Raw genomic sequence first — 26272 nt, forward strand, 5'->3', positions numbered from 1 at the left:
GTACTTATGTATTTGTGCGTATTGTGCCGCATGGCGGGCTCAGCGTACTCTTTCGGGCGGATGACAACGCGGCTCAAGCCGCGGATGACTAGAATGACGTAGCGGTATCGTGAGGCGACGTGAAGTTCACCCGTTGCGATATCAGCCGCAATGATCCGGCGGCCTGCGTACACGTTTCGGGTTTCCATAAAGGAAGGGACATACAGATGAACAAGGTCTATCCAGGCGCCGCCGAGGCGCTGAAGGACATCGTCAAGGACGGGCAGACGTTCGCCGTCGGCGGCTTCGGGTTGTGCGGCATTCCTGAGGCGCTGATCGCTGCGCTGCGCGATTCGAAGGTGCAGGGCATCACCTGCATCAGCAACAACGCGGGCGTCGACGGTTTCGGCCTCGGCCTGCTGCTCGAGACGCGTCAGATCAAGAAAATGATCTCGTCGTACGTCGGCGAAAACAAGGAGTTCGAGCGCCAGTATCTGGCCGGCGAACTCGAGCTCGAATTCACGCCGCAAGGCACGCTCGCCGAGAAGCTGCGCGCGGGCGGCTCGGGCATCCCGGCGTTTTTCACGAACACCGGCTACGGCACGCAGATCGCCGAGGGCAAGGAAACCCGCCAGTTCGGCGAGAACCACTACGTGCTCGAACATTCGCTGACCGCCGATGTCGCGCTCGTCAAGGCGTGGAAGGCCGACAAGGCCGGCAACCTGATCTATCGCCGCACCGCGCGCAACTTCAATCCGATGTGCGCGATGGCGGGCCGCATCACCGTCGCGGAAGTCGAAGAGATCGTCGAAGTGGGCGAGCTCGATCCGGACGCGATCCATACGCCCGGCATCTTCGTGCAGCGCATCGTGCTGAATGCGCATCCGGAAAAACGCATCGAACAACGCGTCGTCCGCGCGAAAGGAGACTGATCATGGCATGGACTCGTGACGAAATGGCCGCGCGCGCGGCGAAGGAACTGCAGGACGGCTTTTACGTGAACCTCGGCATCGGCTTGCCGACGCTGGTCGCGAACCACGTGCCGGCGGGCGTCGAAGTGTGGCTGCAGTCGGAGAACGGTCTGCTCGGTATCGGCCCGTCGCCGACCGAAGACGAAGTCGACGCCGACCTGATCAACGCCGGCAAGCAAACGGTGACGACGCTGCCCGGTTCGTCGATTTTCTCTTCGGCGGATTCGTTCGCGATGATTCGCGGCGGCCACATCAATCTCGCGATTCTCGGTGCGATGCAGATCAGCAGGAAGGGCGATCTCGCGAACTGGATGATCCCGGGCAAGATGATCAAGGGCATGGGCGGCGCGATGGACCTGGTCGCGGGCGTCAAGCGCGTGGTCGTGCTGATGGAGCACGTCGCGAAGGGCGATCAGCACAAGATCCTCGAAGAATGCACGCTGCCGCTGACGGGCGTGGGTGTGGTCGACGAGATCATCACCGATCTCGGCGTGATCGAAGTGACCGAAAACGGCTTGAAAGTGACCGAACTCGCGCCGGGTGTGAGCGTCGACGAAATCAAGGCGAAAACCGGCGCGCCGCTCGATGTGAGCGCGGTGAGCTGACGCGGGTTGAAACGCCGCTGCGCGCGTCGGCGCGACCGCGCTGCGGCAACGGTGTGTTCCGGACGGGCGAGACGTGAGTCTCGCCCGTTCTGTTTTTGGCGCACGGCGGCGGATGCGCCGGACGGTTGGATCGACCTTCCTAAGCCTTCTGGCCGATGCTTGCCGCGCGACGAAGCGGTTTACAATCGTTTGCAGCCCAATCCGCAGCGTCTTTGCAAGGACACCAGATGACCGCAACGAATTCCGCTTCCACCACCGGGCGGCCCGCGCCGCGTCAACGTTACGTGCGGTGCGCGAGCGCTGCCGGCCTGCATCGCGTCGCCTATACCGAGTGGGGCGACCCGGACAATCCCCGAGTGTTGCTGTGCGTGCACGGACTCACGCGATCGGGGCGCGATTTCGACCGCCTCGCCGCCAACTTCGCGGACACCTATCGCGTGGTGTGCCCGGACGTGGTTGGCCGGGGCTTGTCGTCGTGGCTCGCGAACCCCAACTTATACGCGGTGCCGCAGTACGTCGCCGACATGGTCACACTGATCGCGCGGCTCGACGTCGACACCGTCGACTGGTTCGGCACCTCGATGGGCGGCCTGATCGGCATGGGGCTCGCCGGCCTGCCGGACACGCCAATCCGCAAGCTGCTGCTGAACGACGTCGGGCCGCATCTGGAGCCGGTCGCGGTCAAGCGCATCGGCGATTACCTTGGCAAGCCCGCACGCTTCGAAACGCTGCAGCAGGGCGTTGACTATGCCGCGCAGCTCGCGCAGAGCTTCGGACCGCTGACTCCGGACGAATGGCGCGAAATCAATACGCCGTTGCTGCGCGAAGAGGACGGCGCATGGGTGCTGCGCTATGACCCGCGCATCGCGCAGCCGTTCGCGGCGGTCACCGAGGAAGCGGCGAAGCTCGGCGAGGCGGCGCTGTGGCATTCGCTCGCGTCGTTCCAGGGGCCGGTGCTGGTGGTGCGCGGCGAGCAGTCGGATTTGCTGTCGCGTGAAACGGTCGCGAAGATGGTGTCGACCGCGCGTGCCGCATCGAGCGTGGAGATCGCCGGCGTCGGGCATGCGCCGGCGTTCCTGGCGGCGGACCAGATCGCGCTCGCGAGGGAGTTCTTCATCGGTCAGGCCGCGAACGCGTCATAATATTGAGTTCCGCATGACGATTTCATCGGCAGTGTCGTGTGGGACGTAGTTCGATTAACCCCTCAGCTCAGGACTTTTCATGGCAGTCATTCGTTATCACGTCGGCAAGCGTCTCTCGGAAATGGCCGTGCACAACGGCACCGTGTACCTCGCGGGTCAGATCGCCGAAGACGACGATCAGGACATCGCCGGCCAGACGCGCGAAGTGCTCGGCCACATCGACCGTCTGCTCGCCGAAGCGAACAGCGACAAGTCGCTGTTGCTGTCGGTGCAGATCTATCTCTCGGACATGGCGCATTTCGCCGGCATGAACGCCGTGTGGGACGAGTGGGTCGCGCAGGGCGACACGCCGCCGCGCGCGACCGTCGAGGCAAAGCTTGCGAATCCGAAGTGCCTCGTCGAAATCGTCGTGATCGCGGCGCAGCGCGACTGAGTCGCGGCCGTCCGGCAGCACCGTGGTTGATTTTCCGTTGAATCGTCTGGCCCGGCGGGCCGTCGCACCATGAACACCGATACCGTTCCGAGCGCGCCTCATCCCCATCGTTCCTTCGACGAAGCGATGGCGTTCGTGCGCGAACATGCGGGCGAGGTGCGGCTGTCGTCGGGCGAATTGCTCGCGGATCACGCGGCGGGCACCGCGTCGATCATGCGCAAGCTCAACGTCGATCCGCCGGCGGTGCTGGCCGCTGCGCTGTTTGCGCTGACACCGCATCTGCGCGATCCGGAGCGCGTGATCGCCGACGACTTCGGCGAAGAAGTCGCCCAACTGGTCGGCGACGTACGCAAGCTGCTGCGGCTCGGCACGGTCAGTTTGCGCGCGGCGCAAAACGCGATGCCTGAGGCCGGGCGTGACGCGCAGGCTGCGCGCCGCGTGCAGGTCGAGGCGCTGCGCAAAATGCTGCTCGCGTTTGCGCAGGACATTCGCGTCGTGCTGATCCGCCTCGCGTCGCGGCTGCAAACGCTGCGTTATTACGCGGCCGCGAAGCTCACGCCGTCGCCCGACGTCGCACGCGAAACGCTCGATATCTACGCGCCGCTCGCGAACCGCCTCGGTATTTGGCAATTGAAGTGGGAGCTCGAGGACCTCGCGTTCCGTTTCGAGGAGCCGGACACCTACAAGCGCATCGCGAAACTGCTCGACGAGAAGCGCGTCGAGCGCGAGAGCTATGTCGCGCAGGCGATCGAACGCCTGCAGCAGGAGCTGGCCGCCGCGCATATCCGCGCGGAAGTGAGCGGTCGGCCGAAGCATATCTACAGCATCTGGCGCAAGATGCGCGGCAAGGAGCTGGACTTCGCCGAGCTGTACGACGTGCGCGCGTTTCGCGTGATCGTGCCGGACATCAAGGACTGCTACACCGTGCTCGGCATCGTGCACAACCTGTGGCAGCCGGTGCCGAAGGAGTTCGACGATTACATCTCCCGGCCGAAGCCGAACGGCTACAAGTCGCTGCACACCGTCGTGATCGGCGACGACGGCCGCGCGTTCGAAGTGCAGATCCGCACGCAGGAAATGCATCGCTTCGCCGAATACGGCGTGGCCGCGCACTGGCGCTACAAGGAAGCGGGTGCGCGCGGCTATGGCGGCACGTTCACCGCGAGCGAGAAATACGACGAGAAGATCGCCTGGCTGCGACAGCTGCTCGCGTGGAAGGACGAAGTCTCCGAGGGCGAGCATGGCGAAGCGGGCTCGGCACAGCCGTGGGAGCAGTTGCGCCAGGCCACGCTCGACGACGATCACATCTACGTGCTGACGCCGCAGGCGCGCGTGATTCCGTTGCCGCACGGCGCGACGCCGATCGACTTCGCGTTTCACCTGCACAGCGAGCTTGGGCATCGTTGCCGCGGCGCGCGGGTCGACGGCGCGATGGTGCCGCTCAACACGCCGCTGCAGAACGGCCAGACGGTCGAGATCGTGGCGGTGAAGGAGGGCGGTCCGTCGCGCGACTGGCTTAATCCGCAACTTGGCTATCTGCAAAGCCCGCGCGCGCGGCAGAAGGTGCGCGCATGGTTCAACGCGGTGGAGTTACAGGAGCACATCGCGAACGGTCGCGCGATGGTTGAAAAAACCCTGCAGCGCGAAGGCAAGACCTCGGTCAATCTCGATCAACTGGCCGCGCGGCTCGGTTTCAAGACCACCGACGACCTGTTCTCCGTGGTCGGCAAGGAGGAGTTCAGTCTGAGGCTCGTCGAGCAGGCGTTGCAGGATGCGCCGCCGCCCGAGCCCGAGGTCGATGCGCCGGAGAAGTTCGAGAAACGCAGCAGCGGCGCGAGCGTCGCGCGCGGCGCATCTACGGGGGTGCTGGTGGTCGGCGTCGATGCGTTGCTCACCCAGCTCGCGCGCTGCTGCCGGCCGGCGCCGCCCGACGACATCTGCGGATTCGTTACGCGAGGCAAGGGCATGTCGGTTCATCGCAGCGATTGCGCGACGTTCCGCCGGATGGCGGAGCGCGCGCCGGAGCGCGTGCTTCAGACGGCGTGGTCGGCGGACGTGATGAGCGGCCGCGGCCATTCCGTCTACCCGGTCGACCTCAGCATCGAGGCGACGGACCGGCAAGGTCTGCTGCGCGATATCTCCGAAGTATTCGCGCGGGAAAAGATGAACGTGATCGGCGTAAAGACGCAATCGCGCCGTAATGCCGCGTTCATGCAATTTACCGTCGAGGTGTCGAGCTCCGCGCAGATTCAGCGCGCGTGCACGCTGCTGGGCGAGATCACGGGTGTCGTGCGCGCGACGCGCAAGAACTGAGGCGCGGGCGGTTGGAAAAAGCCCCGCTAGTGGCGCGACGGATTAAAGTCGCCGCATAAAAGTACTTGCCAAGCTGCGCTATACCCCATATACTCTCGTTTCTTCAGGCTCGTAGCTCAGCTGGTTAGAGCACCACCTTGACATGGTGGGGGTCGTTGGTTCGAGTCCAATCGAGCCTACCAACGAAAATGAAATTCCGGCCTCGCTGGGGTTTCGCAAACTGCAGTAAGCGCTTTGAGCGCAAAAAGGCGAATACGGTTATGACACCGCGAACGTTGACCGAAACCACTTCGGAACGACGCTAGTCGAGGACCACTTTCGCCAGTGAAGTTTGCATAAAATGTGAATGCGGCCCCTCGAAAGCGGGGCCGCATTTTTTTTATCTTTTTGACCCTGGTTGTATGTGCCGCCGCCGGTCGGCACCACGGAGAACGCAATGGTTTCGATACGTTTGCCTGACGGTTCTGTTCGACAGTACGAGCATCCGGTGACCGTCGCCGAAGTGGCCGCCTCGATCGGCCCCGGTCTCGCGAAAGCCGCGCTCGGCGGCAAGATCGACGGGGAGCTGGTCGATACGTCCATGCTGATCGATCACGACGTGGCGCTCGCCATCGTCACGGAGAAGGACGCAGACGGTCTCGATATCATCCGCCACTCGACGGCGCACCTGCTTGCGTACGCGGTGAAAGATCTGTACCCGGAAGCGCAGGTCACGATCGGCCCGGTCATCGACAACGGTTTCTATTACGACTTCTCCTATAACCGTCCTTTCACGCCGGAAGATCTCGAAAAGATCGAAAAGCGCATGCAGGAACTCTCGAAGAGGGACGAGCCGGTGTCGCGTCGCGTGGTGTCCCGCGACGAAGCGGTCGAGTACTTCAAGAGCATCGGTGAAAAGTACAAGGCCGAGATCATCGAATCGATCCCCGCTAGCGACGAAATCAAACTGTACTCGCATGGCGCCTTCACGGACCTGTGCCGCGGCCCCCACGTGCCGTCCACCGGCAAGCTGAAGGTCTTCAAGCTGATGAAAGTCGCGGGCGCGTACTGGCGTGGCGACTCGAAGAACGAGCAGCTGCAGCGCATTTACGGCACGGCCTGGACGAAGAAGGAAGACCAGGAAGCTTATCTCCACATGCTCGAAGAAGCCGAGAAGCGCGACCATCGCAAGCTTGGTAAGCAGCTCGACCTGTTCCACATGCAGGACGAGTCGCCGGGCATGGTGTTCTGGCATCCGCGCGGCTGGACGCTGTGGCAGCAAGTCGAGCAGTACATGCGCCGTCGCGTGAACGACGCCGGCTACCTGGAAATCAAGACGCCATTGATCATGGACCGCTCGCTGTGGGAAGCGTCGGGCCACTGGCAGAACTATCGTGAAAACATGTTCACGACGGAATCGGAAAAGCGCGACTACGCGATCAAGCCGATGAACTGCCCCGGTCACGTGCAGGTGTTCAATCACGGTCTGCGCTCGTATCGCGATCTGCCGCTGCGTTACGCGGAGTTCGGTTCGTGCCATCGCAACGAATCGTCGGGCGCGCTGCATGGACTGATGCGTGTGCGCGGCTTCGTGCAGGACGACGCGCATATTTTCTGTACCGAAGATCAGTTCATCAGCGAATCGATCGCGTTCAACACGCTGGCAATGAGCGTCTACCGCGACTTCGGCTTTGATAACGTCGAGATCAAGCTGTCACTGCGCCCGGATGCGCGCGCCGGCACCGACGAAACTTGGGATCGCGCGGAGCAGGGACTGCGCGAGGCGCTGACGGCCTGCGGCGTCACGTGGGAAGAGTTGTCCGGCGAGGGTGCATTCTACGGCCCGAAGGTCGAGTATCACATCAAGGACGCGCTCGGCCGCTCGTGGCAGTGCGGGACGCTGCAGCTCGACATGGTATTGCCGGAGCGGCTGGGTGCCGAATACGTTGCCGAAGACAACAGTCGCCGTCGCCCGATCATGCTGCACCGGGCGATCGTCGGATCGATGGAGCGCTTCCTCGGGATTCTGATCGAGCACCATGCTGGTGCAATGCCCGCTTGGCTCGCGCCGATGCAGGTCGTCGTGATGAATATTGCGGAAAGTCAGGCCGAATACGCGCAGGCGCTAGCCCAATCGTTGCAAAAACAAGGGGTTAGAGTCGAGGCCGATTTGCGCAACGAGAAGATTAGCTATAAAATACGCGAGCACACGCTGGAAAAGGTCCCCTACCTGTTGGTGGTCGGCGACAAGGAGCGTGAAGCGCAAACGGTAGCCGTGCGTGCCCGTGGTGGTGTCGATATGGGTGTAATGCCTGTTGACGCCTTCATTGAGCGTCTGCGCCAGGACGTGCAGTCGTTCAACTGAGCCACTTGGTACCCGGCTCGTTTTTTTTAATTTTTAGAGGAAACGTAACATCGCTACTGATAAGTCTGCGCACCGCATCAACGGTGAAATTACAGCACCCGAGGTGCGACTGGTCGGCGTCGAGAACGAACCGCTCGGCATCGTGAAACTCGCTGATGCGTTCCGCATGTCGGAACAGCAGGACGTAGATCTGGTCGAAATCGCTCCGCAAGCGGTTCCGCCAGTTTGCCGCTTGATGGACTACGGCAAGTTCAAGTACCAGGAAGCGAAGAAGCAACACGAGGCCAAGCTCAAGCAGAAGGTCATCCAGGTCAAGGAAGTCAAATTCCGCCCAGGTACCGACGACGGTGATTACAACGTCAAGCTGCGCAACCTCGTCCGCTTCCTCGAAGACGGCGACAAGACGAAAATCACGTTGCGTTTCCGTGGGCGCGAAATGGCTCACCAGGAAATCGGCATGCGCATGCTCGAACGCCTGCGCACCGACCTCGACGAAGTCGGTCAGGTCGAGCAGATGCCGAAAATGGAAGGGCGCCAGATGATCATGGTGCTCGCTCCGAAGAAAAAGAAGTAAGCGCGAAGCAGTTGGCCGGAGCGACGGCGTGCCATGTGGCGCGCGCTCCGGCGGCGCAAGGTTGTTTGATGCTGTGCTGGGTGTCCGGCTTGGTGTCGGAAGGTTTCGGAACGTCGCGCATGCAAGTGCGCAGTGGTTCCCGAAAAGCGGCCGCTGGCGGTATCGGCGGTCTGCATACCAAGTGGAATGGGTTTCGAAGGGCGGGAAATGGCCATCTGGCCGACCGCACACCCAAGTCCATCTAATAATGGAGTTGTCATGCCGAAGATGAAGACCAAGAAGAGCGCTGCAAAGCGCTTCGTGGTGCGTCCGGGCGGTACCGTCAAGCGCGGTCAGGCCTTCAAGCGTCACATTCTTACCAAGAAGACCACCAAGAACAAACGCCATCTGCGCGGCTCCACGGCAGTTCACGATTCCGATCTGAACTCCGTTCGCGCAATGCTGCCGTTCGCTTAACCCTTAACCGACACTCATAGGAGCGAAACATGCCTCGAGTAAAACGTGGGGTTACCGCACGGGCCCGTCACAAGAAGATCATCAAGCTGGCCAAGGGTTACCGCGGCCGTCGCAATAACGTCTATCGCATCGCCAAGCAGGCGGTCATGCGCGCAGGCCAATACGCCTACCGCGACCGCCGCAACAAGAAGCGTGTGTTCCGCGCACTGTGGATCACGCGTATCAACGCGGCGGTGCGTCAGCACGACATGACGTACAGCGTGTTCATCAACGGCCTGAAGAAGGCGTCGATCGAACTGGACCGTAAGGTGCTGGCCGACATGGCTGTGTTCGACAAGGCTGCTTTTGCTGCGATCGTTCAGCAGGTGAAAGCCGCCGTTGCAGCCTGATTGCGCTTCTGGCAATTAAAACTGCGTGGTTCGTTGCAGCGAACATCCGGTAGTCTCGGTGACGCTGCAACAAAAACGGGGCTCCTCACCGAGCCCCGTTTTTGTTGGTAGAACCAGTTTTGTTTCGATAGAACACTGACGTTGAAATGATGGGATCAATGGATCTGGACCAGATTGTCGCCGACGCGCAAAAAGCCTTCGCAGAAGCCCCCGACGTCACCACCCTCGAGAACGAGAAAGCGCGCTTTCTCGGTAAGGCGGGTGCGCTGACCGAGCTGTTGAAGGGCCTTGGCAAACTCGATCCCGAAACGCGCAAGACCGAAGGCGCACGGATCAACCTCGTCAAGCAACAGGTCGAGGCCGCGCTGACGGCACGTCGTCAGGCGCTCGCCGACGCACTTCTGAACCAGCGTCTCGCTGCTGAAGCGATCGACGTCACGCTGCCGGGCCGCGGCGCCAATGCGGGTAGCCTGCACCCGGTGATGCGCACCTGGGAGCGCGTCGAACAGATTTTCCGTACGATCGGATTCGACGTGGCCGACGGCCCCGAGATCGAAACCGACTGGTACAACTTCACCTCGCTGAACAGCCCGGAAAACCATCCGGCGCGTTCGATGCAGGACACCTTCTACGTCGACGGCAAGGATGCCGACGGCCGCCCGCTGCTGCTGCGCACGCATACGAGCCCGATGCAGGTGCGCTACGCGCGCACCAACACGCCGCCGATCAAGGTGATCGTGCCGGGCCGCACGTATCGCGTGGATAGCGACGCGACGCATTCGCCGATGTTCAACCAGGTCGAAGGCCTGTGGATTGACGAGAACATCAGCTTCGCGGACCTGAAGGGAGTCTATACCGACTTCCTGAAGAAATTCTTCGAGCGTGACGACATTCTCGTGCGCTTCCGTCCGTCGTATTTCCCGTTCACCGAACCGTCGGCCGAGATCGACATGCAGTTCGAAACGGGCAAGAACGCGGGCAAGTGGCTCGAAATTTCGGGCTCCGGCCAGGTGCATCCGACTGTGATCCGCAACATGGGTCTCGACCCGGAGCGCTACATCGGCTTCGCTTTCGGCAGTGGCCTCGAGCGTCTCACGATGCTGCGTTACGGCGTGCAGGACCTGCGCCTGTTTTTCGAAAACGACCTGCGTTTCCTGCGTCAATTCGCGTGACCCGGCGCGCGCGAGCGCGACGAAGCATAAATCGCGGCAGCGCACCTGGTGCGCGCCGCGAGCGTCCCCGGCAGAGCTCGCTGAACCGGCGCAAGACCACCGGGCTTTACGAAGCATCTGCCGGACGTGGACCTAACCTGATCACAACGTACACAGAACCATGCAATTTCCGGAATCCTGGCTCAGAACTTTTGTCGATCCGCAACTGACTACCGACGAGCTGTCGCACGCGTTGACGATGGCGGGTCTCGAAGTCGAAGACCTGCGGACGGCCGCGCCGCCGACCTCGAAGATCGTCGTCGGCCAGGTGCTGGAAGTCGTCAAGCACCCGGATGCGGACAAGCTCAACGTGTGTCAGGTCGACGCTGGCACCGGCGCGACGCTGAACATCGTGTGCGGCGCGCCGAATGTTGCGCCCGGCATCAAGGTGCCGGTCGCGCTGGTCGGCGCGCAACTGCCGCCGGCCGAAGAGGGCGGCGCACCGTTCGCGATCAAGCTGTCGAAGCTGCGCGGCGTGGAAAGCCAGGGCATGCTGTGCTCGGCGCGCGAGCTGAAGCTCTCCGAAGATCACAGCGGTCTGATGATCCTGCCGGAAGACACGCCGATCGGCCAGGACATCCGCGACACGCTCAATCTCGACGACACCGTTTTTGAAATCAAGCTGACGCCGAACAAGGCCGACTGTCTGTCGGTATTCGGCGTCGCGCGAGAAACGTCGGCGATTACCGGAGCGCCGCTGCGTCCGCTCGAAATCAAGCCGGCTCCGGTCGCGCTCAACGAAACGCTGCCCGTGAAAATCTCCGCGCCCGATCTGTGCGGCCGTTTCTCGGGCCGCGTGATCCGCGGCGTCAATGCGCGCGCGAAGTCGCCGCAATGGATGGTCGAGCGTCTCGAGCGCTCCGGCCAGCGCAGCATTTCCGCGCTCGTCGACATCTCGAACTATGTGATGCTCGAGCTGGGGCGTCCGTCGCACGTGTTCGATCTCGACAAGATCCACGGCGGCATGGACGTACGCTGGGGCCGCAAGGGCGAAACGCTGAAGCTGCTGAACGGGAACACGGTCGAGCTCGACGAAACGGTCGGTGTGATCGCCGACGAGCAGCATATCGAAAGCCTCGCGGGCATCATGGGCGGCGACAGCACCGCGGTCACGCTCGACACCACCAACATCTATCTCGAGGCCGCGTTCTGGTGGCCCGACAGCATTCGTGGTCGCTCGCGCAAGTACAACTTTTCGACCGATGCAGGCCATCGCTTCGAGCGCGGCGTCGACTACGCGACGACCGTCGATCATATCGAGCGCATCACGCAGCTGATCCTCGACATCTGCGGCGGTGAAGCGGGTCCGGTCGACGATCAGATCGTCAACGTGCCGAAGCGCGCGCCCGTGAAGATGCGCGTTTCGCGCGCGAACCGCATCATCGGCGTCGCGATCGGTGTCGATGAAATCGCGCAGATCTTCACGCGCCTCGGCCTCTCGTTCGAGCGTGACGGCGATACGTTCTCGGTGATGCCGCCGTCGTACCGCTTCGATATCGAAATCGAAGAGGATCTGATCGAAGAAGTCGCGCGTATCCACGGCTTCGAAAAGATTCCGGCGCGCCCGCCGGTCGCGACCAGCGAAATGCGCGCGACCAACGAGACGCAACGCTCCATCCACGCGATCCGTCATGCGCTCGCCGCGCGCGACTACGCGGAAACGGTGAACTTCAGCTTCGTCGACGTCGAGTGGGAGCGGGACTTCGCAGGCAACAGCAACCCCGTGCGTCTGATCAACCCGATCGCGAGCCAGCTGTCGGTGATGCGCACGACGTTGTTCGGCAGCCTGATTCATGTGTTGCGCACGAATCTGAACCGTCGCGCGGCGGACCGCGTGCGCGTGTTTGAAGCAGGTCGTGTATTCCTGCACGATCCGTCGATCAAGGCCGGCGAGCTGACCGTCGAAGGTTTCGCGCAGCCGAAGATGATCGGCGCGCTCGCCTATGGGCCCGCGCTCGACGAGCAGTGGGGCGCACCGACGCGTGCCGTCGACTTCTTCGACGTGAAGGGCGACCTCGAAGCGCTGGTCGCACCGGCGGTCGCGCGGTTCGTACAGGCCGAGCATCCGGCGCTGCATCCGGGACGCAGCGCGCGGATCGAATTGAATGGTCGCGCAGTGGGCTGGATTGGCGAATTGCATCCGCGCTGGATGCAAAAATATGATTTGCCGCATGCGCCGATTCTGTTTGAAATCGAAGCGGAAGCATTAATGCAACGGGTATTGCCGATTCCGTCGGAAGTTTCAAAATTCCCGCCGGTACGACGTGATATCGCGGTGGTCGTCGATCAGAAAATCGAGGTTCAGGCGCTGCTCGACGAGCTTCAGAAGGCCCAGTCCGAACCGGCCTGCAAGGCTGTCCAGAAGGTTGCACTTTTCGACGAATTTCGTCCAAAATCAAACACTTCCGGTGGTCTGGCCGCGCACGAGAAAAGCCTTGCGTTCCGGGTGACCTTGCAAGATACTGGCGGAACCCTTCAGGATGAAACGGTCGATCTGGCTATTCAAACTCTGGTGGAACGTCTAGCTCGAGTATATGGCGCACGGTTGCGCGGATAACCCGCATTTAACAATTGCACGGCTGTTTCCGCATCCATTGTTTTACGCTTGGCGCGCCATTTGATAGATATGAATGAAATGAACTCGAGTGATTTCGAAGCCCTTCTTACGGCGCAACGCAGCGCCATGATTCGAGATATTCCGACATCATCCGCCGTCGTTTCCAATGAAACGCCGACACTCACCAAGGCGGAACTTGCCGAGTTGCTGTTCGACAATGTCGGGCTCAACAAGCGGGAAGCGAAGGACATGGTCGAGGCTTTCTTCGAGGTGATCCGCGATGCGCTCGAGAGCGGCGACAGCGTGAAGCTGTCGGGCTTCGGCAACTTCCAGTTGCGCGACAAGCCGCAGCGTCCCGGCAGAAATCCGAAGACGGGCGAGGCGATTCCGATTGCGGCACGTCGCGTGGTGACGTTTCATGCAAGTCAAAAACTGAAGGCGCTCGTCGAAAACGGCGCCGAAGCGAGCTTCTCGCGCGCTGATTGACTGGCGCGCTTTCGGGCAACCCATCACGGCTAACTGACGATGACAGCGACGATCGAAAAAGTCGTCTTGCCTCCGATTCCGGCGAAGCGGTACTTCACGATTGGTGAGGTCAGCGAACTTTGTGGGGTAAAGCCTCACGTGCTGCGTTACTGGGAGCAGGAGTTCACCCAGTTGAGGCCGGTCAAGCGGCGCGGCAATCGTCGGTATTATCAGCATCACGAGGTGCTGCTGATCCGGCGGATTCGAGAGTTGCTGTACGAGCAGGGTTTTACGATCAACGGGGCGCGCAACCGGCTCGATTCGCATGGCGGCGGTGGGCCGGATGCGGTGGTCGAAGAGGGTGAGGCTACCGCCGGAGTCGCGGGTCAGGTGCAGGCATCGGCGGCAACGGTTGCGATCGATGTCGAGAAGTTACGCAAGGAACTGCAGAACGTAATCGATCTGCTGGGCCACTAGTTCATGGACTTGTTCGCTTTGTTCGTGTCGAGCGGTTCTAATCGAATGAAGTGTCTGTTATAATTTTTCTTCTGTTCGGGGCGTAGCGCAGCCTGGTAGCGTACCTGCATGGGGTGCAGGTGGTCGGAGGTTCAAATCCTCTCGCCCCGACCAAAAAGATCAAAAGGACTTACGGTGAAAGCCGTAAGTCCTTTTTTCTTGCCCGTCGCGCGGGGCAGCGTTTCCCGCTGTCAACGCTTCGCCCACGCTCATCTGCATCCCGAAGCCTCGATTGCTTTGCTCATGCGCTCGGTTTCGGCTGTCTTGCACATCGCGACCGCCGTGGGCAGCATCGACCCGCCGCCCCATTCTCGCGAAGCCGATTTTTTGCAATTGGCGTCACGGCGCGTTTTCCACGCGGTGAGCCTCTTCTCGACCGCCGCTTTGCAACTCGCCGACACCGCGGCCTTGCCCTGGACGACCTGCTCCAGCTTGTGCTCTGCGACGATCTGATCGCGCCACGCGCACAGATTCATGCTCATCTGATTCGCTTCGCAATGCGACAGGGCCGCGTCGACCTCACTGGCGGGCAGTCCACTGCGGGTTGCGATGACGTCGGCTGGATTGGATGCGGCGGCCAGTGCCGAACTGCTAACAAGCGCAAGCGCGACACACAGCCGTCTCATTGCCGGCCCTGCATCAGGAACGGCGCCGCTTCTTCGCGGCAGCGATTTACCAGGCCTGGCACTCGCACTGCCGGTAGCCGTCGCCCGTGGGCATCGCGAGGATGTACATAGACGTTGCGTGCCATCTCGATTGCGACTTCATCGTTCTGCCCACGATTTGCTACAGCTAACGCCTGTCGGGCGCCGGTTGCACCCGTCTTAGGTATAGCTCACGAGAGCGTCGAACCGCCGCCGCGTTAGCTCATGATCCGTAACTCGGCTTTTGACGGCACCCTCCGCGGCGCGAACCCTTGTTGCGAGTTGAGCGTTGACATCTGCCAAGGTCACCGGCCGCCGCATTTCGTCATTGGTGCATCGGCCAAAGTACGCAGGTGTGCCTATCCCGAAGGTGCAATTGTTCGCTACGTCGTTGTCGTAGCGAAGGACAGCGCCCACGTGCATCCGCAATGCAGTCCATCCGGCATCGCTCAACTTTTTTTTGATTCGTTTGGCAGGCTCAGCTCCTCAAGGATAGGCGAGTGCAATCTGGCAGACTTGTCACCGGCACGCGTTCGCATTCGCAAGCGCACACGAATCACCGCCCTTGAGCCCCCAACGCCACAAACCGCTCCAGATGATGATCCTCATCCCCAAGCTGATGATCGATCATCACGAGCCGCTTCGCGTAATGCGCGAGCGGCAGTTCCCACGTCATACCGATCCCGCCGTGCAACTGGATGCATTCCTCCGCGACTCGCGTGCCGATCCGGCCGATGCTGTACTTCGCCGCCGACACCGCGCGCTCGCGCGCGTTTCGTTCGCCGTCGAGCGCCGCCGCCGCGTTGATCACCGCCGAGCGCGCCTGCTCGATTTCAAGCAGCAAATCGGCCATGCGATGCTGCAACGCCTGGAAGCTGCCGATCGGCACGCCGAACTGCTTGCGCGTGCGCAGATAGTCGAGCGTGTAGTCTTTCGCGACGTCCATTGCGCCGACCGCTTCCGCGCACAGCGCGAGCACGCCGCAACTCACCGCATATTCGAGCGTCGCAAAGCCGTGATCCACTGAGCCGAGCACGGTGTCGTCGCGGAGCGTGACGTCGTCGAACGTCACTTCGGCCGCGCGTCCTCCGTCGATCTTGCGGTAGCCGCGCACCCTCACACCCGCCGCGTCCCTCGGCACCAGAAACAGCGTGATGCCGGCTTCGGCATCGTCCTCGCCGCTCGTGCGTGCCGAGACGAGGAACGCCTGAGCATGCTCGCCATGCTGAACGACGGCCTTTGCGCCGTGCAACGTCCACACGCCGCTGTTGCCATTTACGCTGCGGCGCGCGCGCGTCGTCGCGACCCGGGCAAGCTCGTAATGACTGTCCGGTTCACCATGCGCGAGCGCAACGATCCGCGAGCCGTCGATCAACGAACCCAGCGCCGCATTCTGCACGTCGCTGCCGCTGCGAGCGATCGCCCGGCCGACGACCAGCGTATCGAGAAACGGTTCGACGACGAGCCCGCGGCCGATGCTCTCGAACACCACGGAAATATCGAACCCGCCGCCGCCAAAACCGCCGCTCGCTTCGTCGAACAGTGCGCCGATCACGCCAAGCTCCGCGAAGCGTGCCCACAATTCGGTGCTGAAGCCTTGCGTCGAGCGTGCGATTTCATCGCGCGTCGCGAAGCCGTACTGCTCGCTGATAAACCGATTCAGCATATCCGCCAGCATGCGGCGGTCTTCGGTGTGCTGGAAATTCATGACGTGCGCCTCTTACAGTCCGAGGATCATTTTGGAAATGATGTTCTTCTGGATTTCGTTCGAGCCGCCGAAGATCGACAGCTTGCGATTATTGAAGTACTGCGACGCGGCACTGGCGGCTTCGTCGGGGCCGACCGGCACGCAGTCGAAGCCTTCGTGCAGCGCTTGCTCGACGAATGGCTGCGCATAAGCGCCCATCGCGCGCCGCGTCAGCGACGAGATCTCCTGACGGATCTCGGTGCCGCGAATCTTCAGCATCGAACTCTCGGCACCTGGCACGCCGCCGCCCGCCACGGCCGCGATCACCCGAAGATTGGTCGTCTTCATGTTCTCGAGATCGATCTCGACGCGCGCCATGCGTGCCGCGAACGCCGGATCCTCGGCGAGCGGCCGGCCGTTGCGCAGCTGTGTCGCGGCGATCTTGCGCAGACGGTTGAACGCGGCGACGGAAAAGCCGACGCCGGCGATATTGGTGCGCTCGTACGTAAGCAGATATTTCGCGTAGGTCCAGCCCTTGTTTTCTTCGCCGACGAGATTTCCGACCGGCACGCGCACGTCGGTGAAGAACACTTCATTGACCTCGTGCTCGCCGTCGAGCGTGATGATCGGCCGGACTTCGACGCCCTGCGTGTTCATGTCGATCAGCAGAAAGCTGATGCCTTCCTGTTTGCGCACGTCGGTCGCGGTGCGCACGAGGCAGAAAATCATGTTCGCGTAATGACCGAGTGTGGTCCACGTCTTCTGACCATTGACGAGGTAGTGCTCGCCCTGCGCGTCCTTGCCGCGCACTGCCGTCGTCTTGACCGACGCGAGATCGGAGCCCGCGCCCGGCTCCGAATAGCCCTGGCACCACCAGTCGGAACCATCGAGAATGCGCGGCAGCCAGTGACGCTTCTGCGCCTCGCTGCCGTACTTGATCAGCACCGGCCCGAGCATGTTGACGCCGAACGGCACGACGCGTGGCGCGCCGGCGAGTGCGCATTCGTTTTCGAAGATGAATTTCTGCACTGCGCTCCAACCCGGGCCGCCGTACTCTTTCGGCCAGTGATTCGCGAGCCAGCCTTGCGCGTTCAGAATCGCGTGCCACTCGGCCATGTCGTCGCGCGTCAGACGCCGCCCGCCGTGCACCTTGCCGGCGAGACGTCGCGGGAGCTTGTCGCGCAGAAACGCCAGCACGCTGGCGCGAAACGCTTCTTCCTCGGAGGTGAAGTTCAGATCCATTGCAGTCGTTCCGTCAGTGTTCGTGGTGGTTCAGGACGTCGTGTTCAGGCTCGCGAAATCCGCGCCGCGCTCGACCAGATCGACGAGCAGCGGCGACGGCCGCCAGAACAGCGGGTCTTCCTTCGCGAACTCGCGGATGTCGGCGAGAATCGTCGGCAGGCCGACGCGATCCGCGTATTTCATCGGACCGCCGCGGTAGCGCGGAAAGCCGTAGCCGTACAGCAGGGTCACGTCGACGTCGAGCGGGCGCAGCGCGATACCTTCGTGGACGACGTTCGCGCCTTCGTTGATCATCGCGGCCAGATAGCGGCGCATGATCTGCTCGTCGGTGAAGCTGCGCGGCGTGATGCCCGCGCGCGCACGCTCGGCGTCGATGATCGCCTCGACTTCGGGATCGGGCATGCCGCCGCGCGACCCTTCGGGGTACAGATAGAATCCGCGGCCGGTCTTGTGGCCGAACCAGCCGCGCTCGCACAGGCGGTCGGCGATCTGTACGTAGCGCGCGTTCGGGTCGCGCGTGGCCGCGCGGCGTTGGCGCGCCGCCCAGCCGATGTCGCCGCCCGCGAGATCGACCACCTGAAACGGGCCCATCGGCAAGCCGAACGCCCGCACCGCCGCGTCGATCTGATACGGCGATGCACCGTCTTCCATCAGCGCGTCCGCGGCGGCGCGGTACACGGCAAGCAGGCGATTGCCGATGAAGCCGTCGCACACGCCGGCGCGCACCGGCGTCTTGCGCAGCTTCTTCGCGAACTCGAACGCAGTCGCGACGACGTCGGCGCTGACCTGCTTCGGCACCACGACTTCGAGCAGCTTCATGATGTTGGCGGGCGAGAAGAAGTGCAGGCCGATTACGTCGGCGGGGCGCGAGATGCTGGCTGCGATCGCGTCGATGTCCAGATACGACGTGTTGGTCGCGAGCACCGCATCGGACTTGCAGACGCGATCGAGCTCGGCGAATACGGCCTTTTTGACGTCGAGATCTTCGAACACGGCTTCGATCACGAGGTCGGCGTGAGCAAGCGCATCGTACGACGTGCTGCCGCTCCAGCGCGCCATGGTCGCGGCTTTCTTCTCAGCGGTGAGGCGGCCCCTGGCGATCAGCCCGTCGTAGACCTTGTCGATGTGCGCGCGGCCACGCGCGAGCGCCGCTTCGTCGCGTTCGATCAGCGTGACGGGCAGCCCCGCGTCGAGCACTGCGACCGCAATGCCCGCGCCCATCGTCCCGCCGCCGATCACGCCGATCGCCTCGAGCGCGCGCGGTTTCGCGTCGCGCGTTTCGGGCGCCTTCAGCACTTCGCGCTCGGCGAAGAATGCGTGAACCAGGCCGGCGCGCTGCGGGCTGTCGAGGCATTGCAGGAACAGCTTGCGTTCGAGCTTCAAGCCCTCCTCGAAGGGCTGTTCGATCGCGGCTTCGACGGCATCGACGATTTTCAGCGGCGAGAACAGGCCGCGCGCTTTCTTCGCGGTTTCGTCACGCGCTTTCGCGACGGCGGCGCGGCTCGCGGCGCGATCGATCAATGCGGCGGCGTCGCGCGTGCGGCGTACCGGCGCGTGCGCGGCGAGCAGCTCGTGCGCGTAAGCGAGCCCTTCGGCGAGGATGTCGCTGCTGTCGCCGAGACGGTCGACGAGGCCGAGCGCGAGCGCCTCCTTCGCGCTCGCGTGACGGCCGCTCAGCATCAGGTCGAGCGCCGCCGGCGCGCCGATCAGACGCGGCGTGCGTTGCGTGCCGCCCGCGCCAGGCAGCAGACCCAGCTGCACTTCGGGCAGGCCGAGCTTCGCGCCGTCGACGGCGATCCGGTAATGCGCGGCGAGCGCCACTTCGAGCCCGCCGCCGAGCGCCGCGCCATGCAGCGCGGCAATCACGGGTTTCGTACATGCCTCGATGCGGTTGCACACGTCCGGCAGCGAAGGCGGCACCGGCGGCTTGCCGAACTCGCGAATATCGGCACCGGCGATGAAGTTGCGCCCCGCGCCGACGATCAGCACGGCTTCGACCGCGCGGTCGGCGTCGGCGGCTTCGATCGCGGCCAGCAGGCCGCGCCGCACGTCGGCGGATAGCGCGTTGACCGGCGCGTGGTCGATCGTGACGAGCAGGACCTTGCCGTGCAATTCGCGCGTGACGACGTCGGCTGAGGAGGAAAGGGTCATCGTAGGTGTCTCCGTTTGAGGATGGCGAGGCGCGCCGGATCGTCCCATTCTGGAGTGGTCAACGTTCATTGACAATTACACCGTTGATTGACAGACTGTCAAAATTATTTTGACAAAGACTGGGCGATGGACGTCAACTCGCTGACCCTGCTCGTCGATATCCTCGACGCCGGCAATCTGAGCGAAGCGGCACGCCGGCTCAAGATGAGCCGCGCGAACGTCAGCTATCACCTGAATCAGCTCGAGCGTTCGGTCGGCCTGCAATTGGTGCGACGCACCACGCGTCGCGTCGAGCCGACCGAGATCGGTCTGCGGCTCTACGAGCACGGCCGCACGATCCGCAACGCGCTGCTGGCCGCGCGCGAGTCGGTGACGACACTGGGCCAGAGCCTGCAGGGGCGCGTGCGGCTCAGCGTGCCGAGCGGCTATGGCCAGCTCGTGATGTCCGACTGGCTGATCGCGTTCAAGCGGCTGTATCCGGGTATCGTGCTCGATGTGATGTTCGAGAACCGTGTCGAGGATCTGATGCGCGACGAGATCGACATCGCGGTGCGCGTGATGTCGGAGCCGCCGCAAAACCTCGTCGCGCGGGACATGGGGCCAGTCCGGTACGTGGCCTGCGCATCCCCCGAATTCGCGCGGACACACGGCATGCCCGCGACGCTCGACGACCTGCGCACCGCGCCGCTGATTACCGCGGCCGTGATCGGCAAGCAGTTGCGGCTCGCCGCGTATCTGCGCGACGAGCGTCATGAAGTCCTGCTCGAACCGACGATTATTTCGGAAAACTTTCTATTTTTGCGCCAGGCGGTGCTGGCCGGTCTCGGTGTCGGACTCGTGCCCGACTACGTGGTGCAGGACGATCTGAAGCTCGGCGCCGTGCTGACCGCGCTCGATGCCTGGCGGCTCAGCATCTTCGGCACGCACATGTACATGCTGTACATGCCGAATCGGCATCACACGCGCGCGGCGGCGACGTTCATCGACTTCGTGCTGGAGCAGGCGCAGGGCTCGGGCAGGGGCGGCGCGAACTGAAGCTGCGAACTCAGGCGCCGAGTCTGCGCGCGATGGCCGTCGTGACCATCGGCACGCCGACGCGCAGCAGCTTGCGCACGCCTTCGTCGCTACCGACTTTCTCCACCGCGTTGTCGATCATCGCCTGCATCACGCTCGCCGGATAAAACTCGCGAAACAGCGTGTTGGCGCCGGTTTGCTCGAACACGTGGTGCAGGAGCGACCCAACGGGGGGGCCGATGCGCTTGAACAGGCCCATCTTGACCACCCGGTTGTTCCACAGATGCAGCGTGTACGCATTGGAACAGAGCGCCGCGCACTCGTCGAAATAGCGCGGCAGGAACACCTTGTAGTAATCGTTGAAGTGCACCGGATAGAACAGGCTTTCGGGAAGACCGGCCTTCACGCCGTAGATGGCGGTCAGCAGACGCGGGCCGGTGTCGCCCCACTTCAGTGCCCGGCCTTTCATCGCTTCGACCCGTTCGATCGCCTCGTGCAAGCGCGGCTGATCCGGATCGAGCCTCAGAATCGCATTACAGATGCTCGACTGGGTTTCCCGGCCGATCAGATCGCCCTTGGCGTTGAGATCGAAATCGCGTAGCAGCAGCATGTCGGTATCGACCCAGATCTCATCGGTCTTCGTGAACATCACGAAGCGGAAATAGTCGGTGAAATGCTGCATCGACGGCACGCCGTGAATCGGGAAGTCGTTCAGCGAGTCGCGCGGCAGTATCGTGGTCGCGTCCTTCGCGATCACGCCGGGCGGCAGAGTGTCGATCGGCTCGTAGCTATAGAGCGCGACCTCGCTGCCGTACAGCGTGAACGAATTCAGACAGGCGATCTCGTAGGGAGAAAGCTCCGGGCCATGCCAGAACGATGCAAACCTTGCCTTGCGCATATGTCATCCGGTAGCGATCGTGCGGCGCAACATGCGCGCCGAACCTGTGTAACGATCCTAGACGGGCACGGCACAGGTCAGATGTAAAGGGCTTGAATCGCACAGGAGTTGTCGCAAAACGTTGAGTTCAGCGCCACGAGTCGGCGATTATGAGCGGGACTATGTCGTATCTGGCGAATTCAGTTGCGCACGGCAATGCATCAACCGAGTGCGCAAGGTCGTGGGCTAAACTGCGGAACATCGGTCGTGCGCGCAGAGGCAGCAAGCGACGGACCATGCATCACGCCATGCAGCGACAACGACGATATCCAGGAGACCCGATGAACCTCGACGGCGAGACTTACGATTCGCTCACGGCCAGATTCGCGTGGCGTATTCCACCGCGCTACAACATCGGCGTCGACACATGCGACAGGTGGGCCGATGGCTCGGGGCGTCTCGCGCTGATCTACGAAGACGCCGGCGGGCGCGCGACCCGCTATACGTTCGACGAACTGAAAGCCCTGTCCGACCGCTTCGCCAATGCGCTGCTCGCGGCGGGCGCGCGGCGCGGCGAGCGCATCGGCATCTTTCTGTCGCAATCGATCGAAACGGCCATCGCGCATCTCGCGGCCTACAAGGCCGGCATGGTCGCGGTACCGCTGTTCGCGCTGTTCGGCGTGGACGCGATCGAGCATCGGCTCGGCGACAGCGGCGCGCTCGCGCTGATCACCGATCACGCCGGCGTGCAAAAGATCGACGAAATTCGCGGCGCGCTGCCCGAGTTGCGACACGTGTTCAGTGTCGATATCGAACAGGATGACGAAGCATCGGACGCGCCCGTGCGGTCGTTCTGGCAGGCGTTGAATGGCGCTTGCGCCGAGTTCACGCCGGCCGACACCGCCGCGGACGATCCGGCGATCATCATCTATACGTCGGGCACGACCGGAAAACCGAAGGGCGCGTTGCACGGGCATCGCGTATTGCTCGGGCATCTGCCCGGCGTCGAGATGTCGCAGCAGGGCTTTCCCGCGCGCGCGACGCTGATGTGGACGCCCGCTGACTGGGCGTGGATCGGCGGGCTGTTCGACGTGCTGCTGCCATCGTGGCATCACGGTGTCGCGGTGCTGGCGCGCCGTTTTGCGAAATTCGACGGCCACGCCGCGTTCGATCTGCTCGCGCGTCACGCGGTCTCCCATGCGTTTCTACCGCCGACCGCGCTGAAGATGATGCGCGGCGTCGAGCGGCCCGCTCATCTGCGTCTCGCGTTGCAATCGGTCGCGAGCGGCGGCGAATCGCTGGGCGAGGAACTGATCGGCTGGGGGCGCGACGCACTCGGCGTGACGATCAACGAGTTCTACGGGCAGACCGAGTGCAACGTCGTGGTGTCGTCGTGCGCGGCGCTGTTCGAGCCGCGCTTCGGCGCGATCGGGCGCGCGGTGCCGGGGCACCATGTCGCGATCGTCGATGGCGCCGGCAACGAGCTGCCGCCCGGCGCGATCGGCGATATCGCGGTGGCCGCGCCCGATCCGGTGATGTTTCTCGGCTACTGGCGCAACGTTGCGGCCACCGACGACAAATTCCGCGGCAGGTTTCTGCTGACCGGCGATCTCGGCACGCGCGACGCGGACGGCTTCATTCGCTTCGTCGGTCGTGGCGACGACGTGATCACGAGCGCCGGTTACCGGATTGGGCCGGCGTCGATCGAGGATTCGCTGCTGCGTCATCCGGCCGTCGCGATGGCGGCCGTGGTCGGCGCCCCCGATCGCGAGCGCACCGAAATCGTGATGGCGTTCGTCGTGCTGAAAGCGGGTTTCGTCGGCGACGACGCACTCGTACGCGAGATCCAGCAGCACGTGAAGACGCGTCTGGCCGCGCACGAATATCCGCGCGAGATTCGCTTCGTCGAAAGCCTGCCGATGACGGCCACCGGCAAGGTGATCCGCAAGACGCTGCGCGAGGCGCTGACGCACGGTCCGGACGCGATCCCACCGGCGAAAAACTGAGTCTGCTACGATGACCAACCCACGATGGGAATCACAGCGGAGAGATTGGATGCGCCCCGAGAGTGCAATGCGTTTCGACCAGGAGTTCGCGCCGCGCATTGCCGAGGCGATCGCCGCGTGTATCGCCAAGACCGTGCACACCGACGTGTTGCCGCATGGCGAACAGGGTCAGCCCACCCGCGTGCGGATTCATGCCACGCCGCTCGATGAGCTCGGTCATTACCCGCATCCGTTGAATCTGTATCTGACCTGGGACAGCGACGAAATAGAAAGGCTGATGGGCGAGCAGGGCGCGACGCGTTTCGCCAGATATCTGGCCGCGCTGCCGCGCAAGCTCAATGCGTGGACCCAGGCGCGCGAACTCGATTTCTCCACGCACACGCAGGGTGAGCCGGTTACGTTGATCGGCGGGCTCGATTTCGAATCGTAGACGCGCGCGCGATTGCGGGCTTGCGTTCGAGAGCTGGATGAAAAACGGCCGCTGTGCTCGAAGAGCCAGCGGCCGTTGCTTTTGCAGCGTTGGGTTACAGCGACGCTCAGCCGCCCAGCGCCGGATCGCTCATGCTGTTGTTTGCCGTCTCGACATGACCGGCGATGCGGCGCGCGAACGTCGGGTCCGTATCGACGGTGATCGCGAGATCGTACCAGCCGTATGCGTTGCGCAGATCGAGGTACAGATTGTCGGTGTCGCCGCCGCGTACCGAATGCTTGATCACATGGCTCGCGTCGTACGCGTTGACGATCGTGAACTGGCAACGCGCGCTGCCGACGTTCTCGAGCCGCAGTTGCAGATTGCCGTTCGCGACATCGTAGCCTTCGGCGACGGCCGGCCGTGCGGTGTCCGAACCATTCCACCAGTTCCGTGCGACCACCTTGCCCGCGAAGCGGCGCAGGAAGCCGTTCGGCCCGTGCACGCTGAAGTCGTAGCTGCCGTCGGCGTTGAGCAGCAGCGCGTCCTGCAGATGCTTGCCCGCTTCGACGGTATAGCTGCGCGGCGCGTCGGCGCTATTGGCCGCGTACACGAGGAACACCGCGCCCGCGCGGCCCGTGTTGACGAGGCGCATCGTCAGCTTGCCGTTCGAGCCTTCCTCGACGCGCACGAACAGTTCGTACGGCAACGCGCGCGCCGGGCGCACGCCCGCTTCCTGCTTCGGCACCGTCTGCACCGTCGGCGGTTGCGGCACGTAGTCCGGGTGACGGTTCTGGTCGGGCGGCACGTAGCCGCTCGTGCCCGGCAGCGACGGCACCGACGCGTTCGGATTCGCGAAGTTGAACGCGGAGGTCAGATCGCCGCACACCGCGCGACGCCACGGCGTGATGTTCGATTCGCCGAGATTGTGCTGCTGGCCGAAGCGCTTTTCGATGAAGCGGATCACCGACGTATGGTCGAACACTTCCGAGCACACGTAGCCGCCTTTGGACCACGGCGAGACCACCAGCATCGGCACGCGCGGTCCGAGCCCGTACGGCCCGGCGACGTTCTTCGCGTCGCCCGCATAGATTTCGTTCGTGATGTCGACGCTCGACAAACCGTTCGCGCTCGACGCGGCCGCGAACGGTGCGGCGATGTGATCGAAGAAGCCGTCGTTTTCGTCGTAGTTGATCAGCAGCACGGTCTTGCTCCACACGTCCGGGTTCGACGTGAGGATCTGCAGCACCTGATCGATGTACCACGCGCCGTAGTTGGTCGGCCAGTTCGGATGCTCGCTGTACGCTTCGGGCGCGACGATCCACGACACCTGCGGCAGCGTGCCGTTCTGCACGTCGCGCTTCAGAATGTCGAAGTAGCCGTCGCCGTTGGCCGCGTTGGTGCCGGTCCGCGCGTTGTCGTATAGCGGGTTGCCCGGCTGCGCGTTGCGGTACTGATTGAAATACAGCAGCGAGTTGTCACCGTAGTTGCCGATGTACGCGTTCTGCGTCCAGCCCCACGAGCCGTTCGCGTCGAGCCCGGTGCCGATGTCCTGATAGATCTTCCACGAGATGCCCGCGTTCTGCAGCACTTCGGGGTAGGTCGACCAGCCGTAGCCGAGTTCCGAATTGTCGATTACCGGACCGCCGCCGCTGCTGTCGTTGCCGACCCAGCCGCTCCACATGTAGTAGCGATTCGGATCGGTCGGGCCCATCAGCGAGCAGTGGTAGGCGTCGCAGATCGTGAATGCGTCGGCGAGCTGATAGTGGAACGGGATGTCGTCGCGCGTCAGGTAGGCCATCGTGGTCGCGCCTTTCGACGGTACCCACTGATCGTTGCGGCCGCCGTTCCATGCGGCGTGCGTGGAGCCCCAGTCGTGCGCGAGATCCTGCAGGAATTGCAGGCCGAGGTTCGGCGCGCCCGGACGGAACGGCAGCACGTAGCTGGCACCGCTGGCATCGGCGGTTTGCGGCTGATACCACACCGGCTGGCCGTTCGCGAGGTTGATCGCGCGCGTGTCGCCGAAGCCGCGCACGCCTTTGAGGGTGCCGAAGTAGTGGTCGAACGAACGGTTCTCCTGCATCAGCACGACGATGTGCTCGACGTCGCGGATCGTGCCGGTCCGGTTGTTGGCCGGAATCGCGAGCGCATTGCGGATGCCCGGCGGCAGCATGCTCAACGCGGTGAAGGAACCGGCGGCTTGCGCGGCCGAGCGCAGAAAATCACGACGATTGTTTGAGGTCATGGTTGGGGCGGTGGTGGCTTTGATCTTCGGTGGAGGAGAAAG

Annotated in this window: 23 protein-coding genes and 2 tRNA genes; 18 read left to right on the plus strand and 7 right to left on the minus strand. The window is 63.1% G+C overall.

The features are described from left to right. The first annotated feature begins 206 nt into the window (after positions 1-206). The 15 genes from F6X40_RS01250 to F6X40_RS01320 all read left to right on the plus strand — a co-directional run bounded on the left by F6X40_RS01250 (position 207) and on the right by F6X40_RS01320 (position 14069). A complete protein-coding gene (locus F6X40_RS01250; RefSeq protein ID WP_090800989.1) occupies positions 207-911 on the plus strand; it encodes a CoA transferase subunit A in 705 nt (234 codons plus the stop codon). A 2-nt stretch (positions 912-913) separates the two neighbouring features. Then, complete coding sequence (locus F6X40_RS01255) at positions 914-1555, plus strand: CoA transferase subunit B (protein WP_184021841.1); 642 nt, start codon at positions 914-916, stop codon at positions 1553-1555. A gap of 227 nt (positions 1556-1782) precedes the next feature. Continuing rightward, on the plus strand, positions 1783-2697 hold the full coding sequence (locus F6X40_RS01260) for an alpha/beta fold hydrolase (RefSeq protein ID WP_187626567.1): 915 nt from the start codon (positions 1783-1785) through the stop codon (positions 2695-2697). Between the two features lie 79 nt (positions 2698-2776). Beyond that, on the plus strand, positions 2777-3130 hold the full coding sequence (locus F6X40_RS01265; RefSeq protein WP_187626568.1) for a RidA family protein: 354 nt from the start codon (positions 2777-2779) through the stop codon (positions 3128-3130). A gap of 69 nt (positions 3131-3199) precedes the next feature. After that, positions 3200-5443 carry a RelA/SpoT family protein gene (locus F6X40_RS01270; RefSeq protein WP_187615529.1) on the plus strand — a complete coding sequence of 748 codons (2244 nt, stop codon included), beginning with the start codon at positions 3200-3202 and terminating at the stop codon, positions 5441-5443. Between the two features lie 105 nt (positions 5444-5548). Continuing rightward, positions 5549-5625 (plus strand) — tRNA-Val (locus F6X40_RS01275). A 254-nt stretch (positions 5626-5879) separates the two neighbouring features. After that, positions 5880-7787, plus strand: coding sequence for a threonine--tRNA ligase (gene thrS / locus F6X40_RS01280; protein ID WP_187615528.1), 1908 nt, complete (start codon positions 5880-5882; stop codon positions 7785-7787). 49 nt (positions 7788-7836) lie between these two features. Beyond that, positions 7837-8361 (plus strand): translation initiation factor IF-3, encoded by a 525-nt coding sequence (gene infC / locus F6X40_RS01285; RefSeq protein ID WP_075643713.1) that lies wholly within the window; start codon positions 7837-7839, stop codon positions 8359-8361. Between the two features lie 258 nt (positions 8362-8619). Then, positions 8620-8817, plus strand: coding sequence for a 50S ribosomal protein L35 (gene rpmI, locus F6X40_RS01290; RefSeq protein ID WP_006052501.1), 198 nt, complete (start codon positions 8620-8622; stop codon positions 8815-8817). Between the two features lie 29 nt (positions 8818-8846). Next, entirely contained in the window at positions 8847-9206 is a 360-nt protein-coding gene (gene rplT, locus F6X40_RS01295) for a 50S ribosomal protein L20 (protein ID WP_006052502.1), read from the plus strand. A gap of 158 nt (positions 9207-9364) precedes the next feature. After that, the gene (gene pheS, locus F6X40_RS01300; protein ID WP_008918800.1) at positions 9365-10378 is read left to right on the plus strand and encodes a phenylalanine--tRNA ligase subunit alpha; all 1014 of its coding nucleotides are present in this window, start codon (positions 9365-9367) and stop codon (positions 10376-10378) included. 160 nt (positions 10379-10538) lie between these two features. Next, positions 10539-12974: a phenylalanine--tRNA ligase subunit beta gene (gene pheT, locus F6X40_RS01305; protein ID WP_184071106.1), complete on the plus strand. Its 2436-nt coding sequence runs from the start codon at positions 10539-10541 to the stop codon at positions 12972-12974. A gap of 69 nt (positions 12975-13043) precedes the next feature. Then, on the plus strand, positions 13044-13460 hold the full coding sequence (locus F6X40_RS01310) for an integration host factor subunit alpha (RefSeq protein ID WP_090800976.1): 417 nt from the start codon (positions 13044-13046) through the stop codon (positions 13458-13460). Between the two features lie 39 nt (positions 13461-13499). Next, positions 13500-13916, plus strand: coding sequence for a MerR family transcriptional regulator (locus tag F6X40_RS01315; RefSeq protein WP_184071104.1), 417 nt, complete (start codon positions 13500-13502; stop codon positions 13914-13916). A 76-nt stretch (positions 13917-13992) separates the two neighbouring features. Beyond that, positions 13993-14069: transfer RNA gene (locus tag F6X40_RS01320), tRNA-Pro, on the plus strand. A 95-nt stretch (positions 14070-14164) separates the two neighbouring features. On the opposite strand, the gene F6X40_RS01325 is transcribed toward F6X40_RS01320, so the two are convergent. The 5 genes from F6X40_RS01325 to F6X40_RS01340 all read right to left on the minus strand — a co-directional run bounded on the left by F6X40_RS01325 (position 14165) and on the right by F6X40_RS01340 (position 19679). Then, the gene (locus F6X40_RS01325) at positions 14165-14581 is read right to left on the minus strand and encodes a lysozyme inhibitor LprI family protein (RefSeq protein ID WP_187626569.1); all 417 of its coding nucleotides are present in this window, start codon (positions 14579-14581) and stop codon (positions 14165-14167) included. Positions 14582-14779: 198 nt separating this feature from the next. Beyond that, positions 14780-15022 (minus strand): glycoside hydrolase family protein, encoded by a 243-nt coding sequence (locus F6X40_RS43420; RefSeq protein WP_410452381.1) that lies wholly within the window; start codon positions 15020-15022, stop codon positions 14780-14782. Between the two features lie 133 nt (positions 15023-15155). Further along, positions 15156-16307, minus strand: a complete 1152-nt coding sequence (locus F6X40_RS01330) for an acyl-CoA dehydrogenase family protein (protein ID WP_187626570.1) — start codon at positions 16305-16307, stop codon at positions 15156-15158. 12 nt (positions 16308-16319) lie between these two features. After that, positions 16320-17528 (minus strand): acyl-CoA dehydrogenase family protein, encoded by a 1209-nt coding sequence (locus tag F6X40_RS01335; RefSeq protein WP_187626571.1) that lies wholly within the window; start codon positions 17526-17528, stop codon positions 16320-16322. Positions 17529-17558: 30 nt separating this feature from the next. Further along, positions 17559-19679, minus strand: a complete 2121-nt coding sequence (locus F6X40_RS01340) for a 3-hydroxyacyl-CoA dehydrogenase NAD-binding domain-containing protein (RefSeq protein ID WP_187626572.1) — start codon at positions 19677-19679, stop codon at positions 17559-17561. Positions 19680-19805: 126 nt separating this feature from the next. Between F6X40_RS01340 and F6X40_RS01345 the strand changes: the two genes are divergently transcribed. Next, complete coding sequence (locus F6X40_RS01345) at positions 19806-20714, plus strand: LysR family transcriptional regulator (RefSeq protein ID WP_184071096.1); 909 nt, start codon at positions 19806-19808, stop codon at positions 20712-20714. 10 nt (positions 20715-20724) lie between these two features. Here F6X40_RS01345 and F6X40_RS01350 read toward each other — a convergent pair whose 3' ends face one another. After that, complete coding sequence (locus F6X40_RS01350) at positions 20725-21591, minus strand: hypothetical protein (RefSeq protein WP_184071094.1); 867 nt, start codon at positions 21589-21591, stop codon at positions 20725-20727. Between the two features lie 320 nt (positions 21592-21911). Here F6X40_RS01350 and F6X40_RS01355 point away from each other — a divergent pair, with 320 nt between their 5' ends. Beyond that, positions 21912-23576, plus strand: coding sequence for an acyl-CoA synthetase (locus tag F6X40_RS01355; RefSeq protein ID WP_187626573.1), 1665 nt, complete (start codon positions 21912-21914; stop codon positions 23574-23576). 49 nt (positions 23577-23625) lie between these two features. Next, a complete protein-coding gene (locus F6X40_RS01360; protein WP_090800962.1) occupies positions 23626-24006 on the plus strand; it encodes a DUF5594 family protein in 381 nt (126 codons plus the stop codon). 106 nt (positions 24007-24112) lie between these two features. Here F6X40_RS01360 and F6X40_RS01365 read toward each other — a convergent pair whose 3' ends face one another. Next, a complete protein-coding gene (locus F6X40_RS01365) occupies positions 24113-26230 on the minus strand; it encodes a phosphocholine-specific phospholipase C (RefSeq protein ID WP_187626574.1) in 2118 nt (705 codons plus the stop codon). Positions 26231-26272: the final 42 nt, after the last annotated feature.

The organism is Paraburkholderia sp. UCT31, assembly GCF_014397655.1.
Classification (GTDB): Bacteria; Pseudomonadota; Gammaproteobacteria; order Burkholderiales; family Burkholderiaceae; genus Paraburkholderia; species Paraburkholderia tuberum.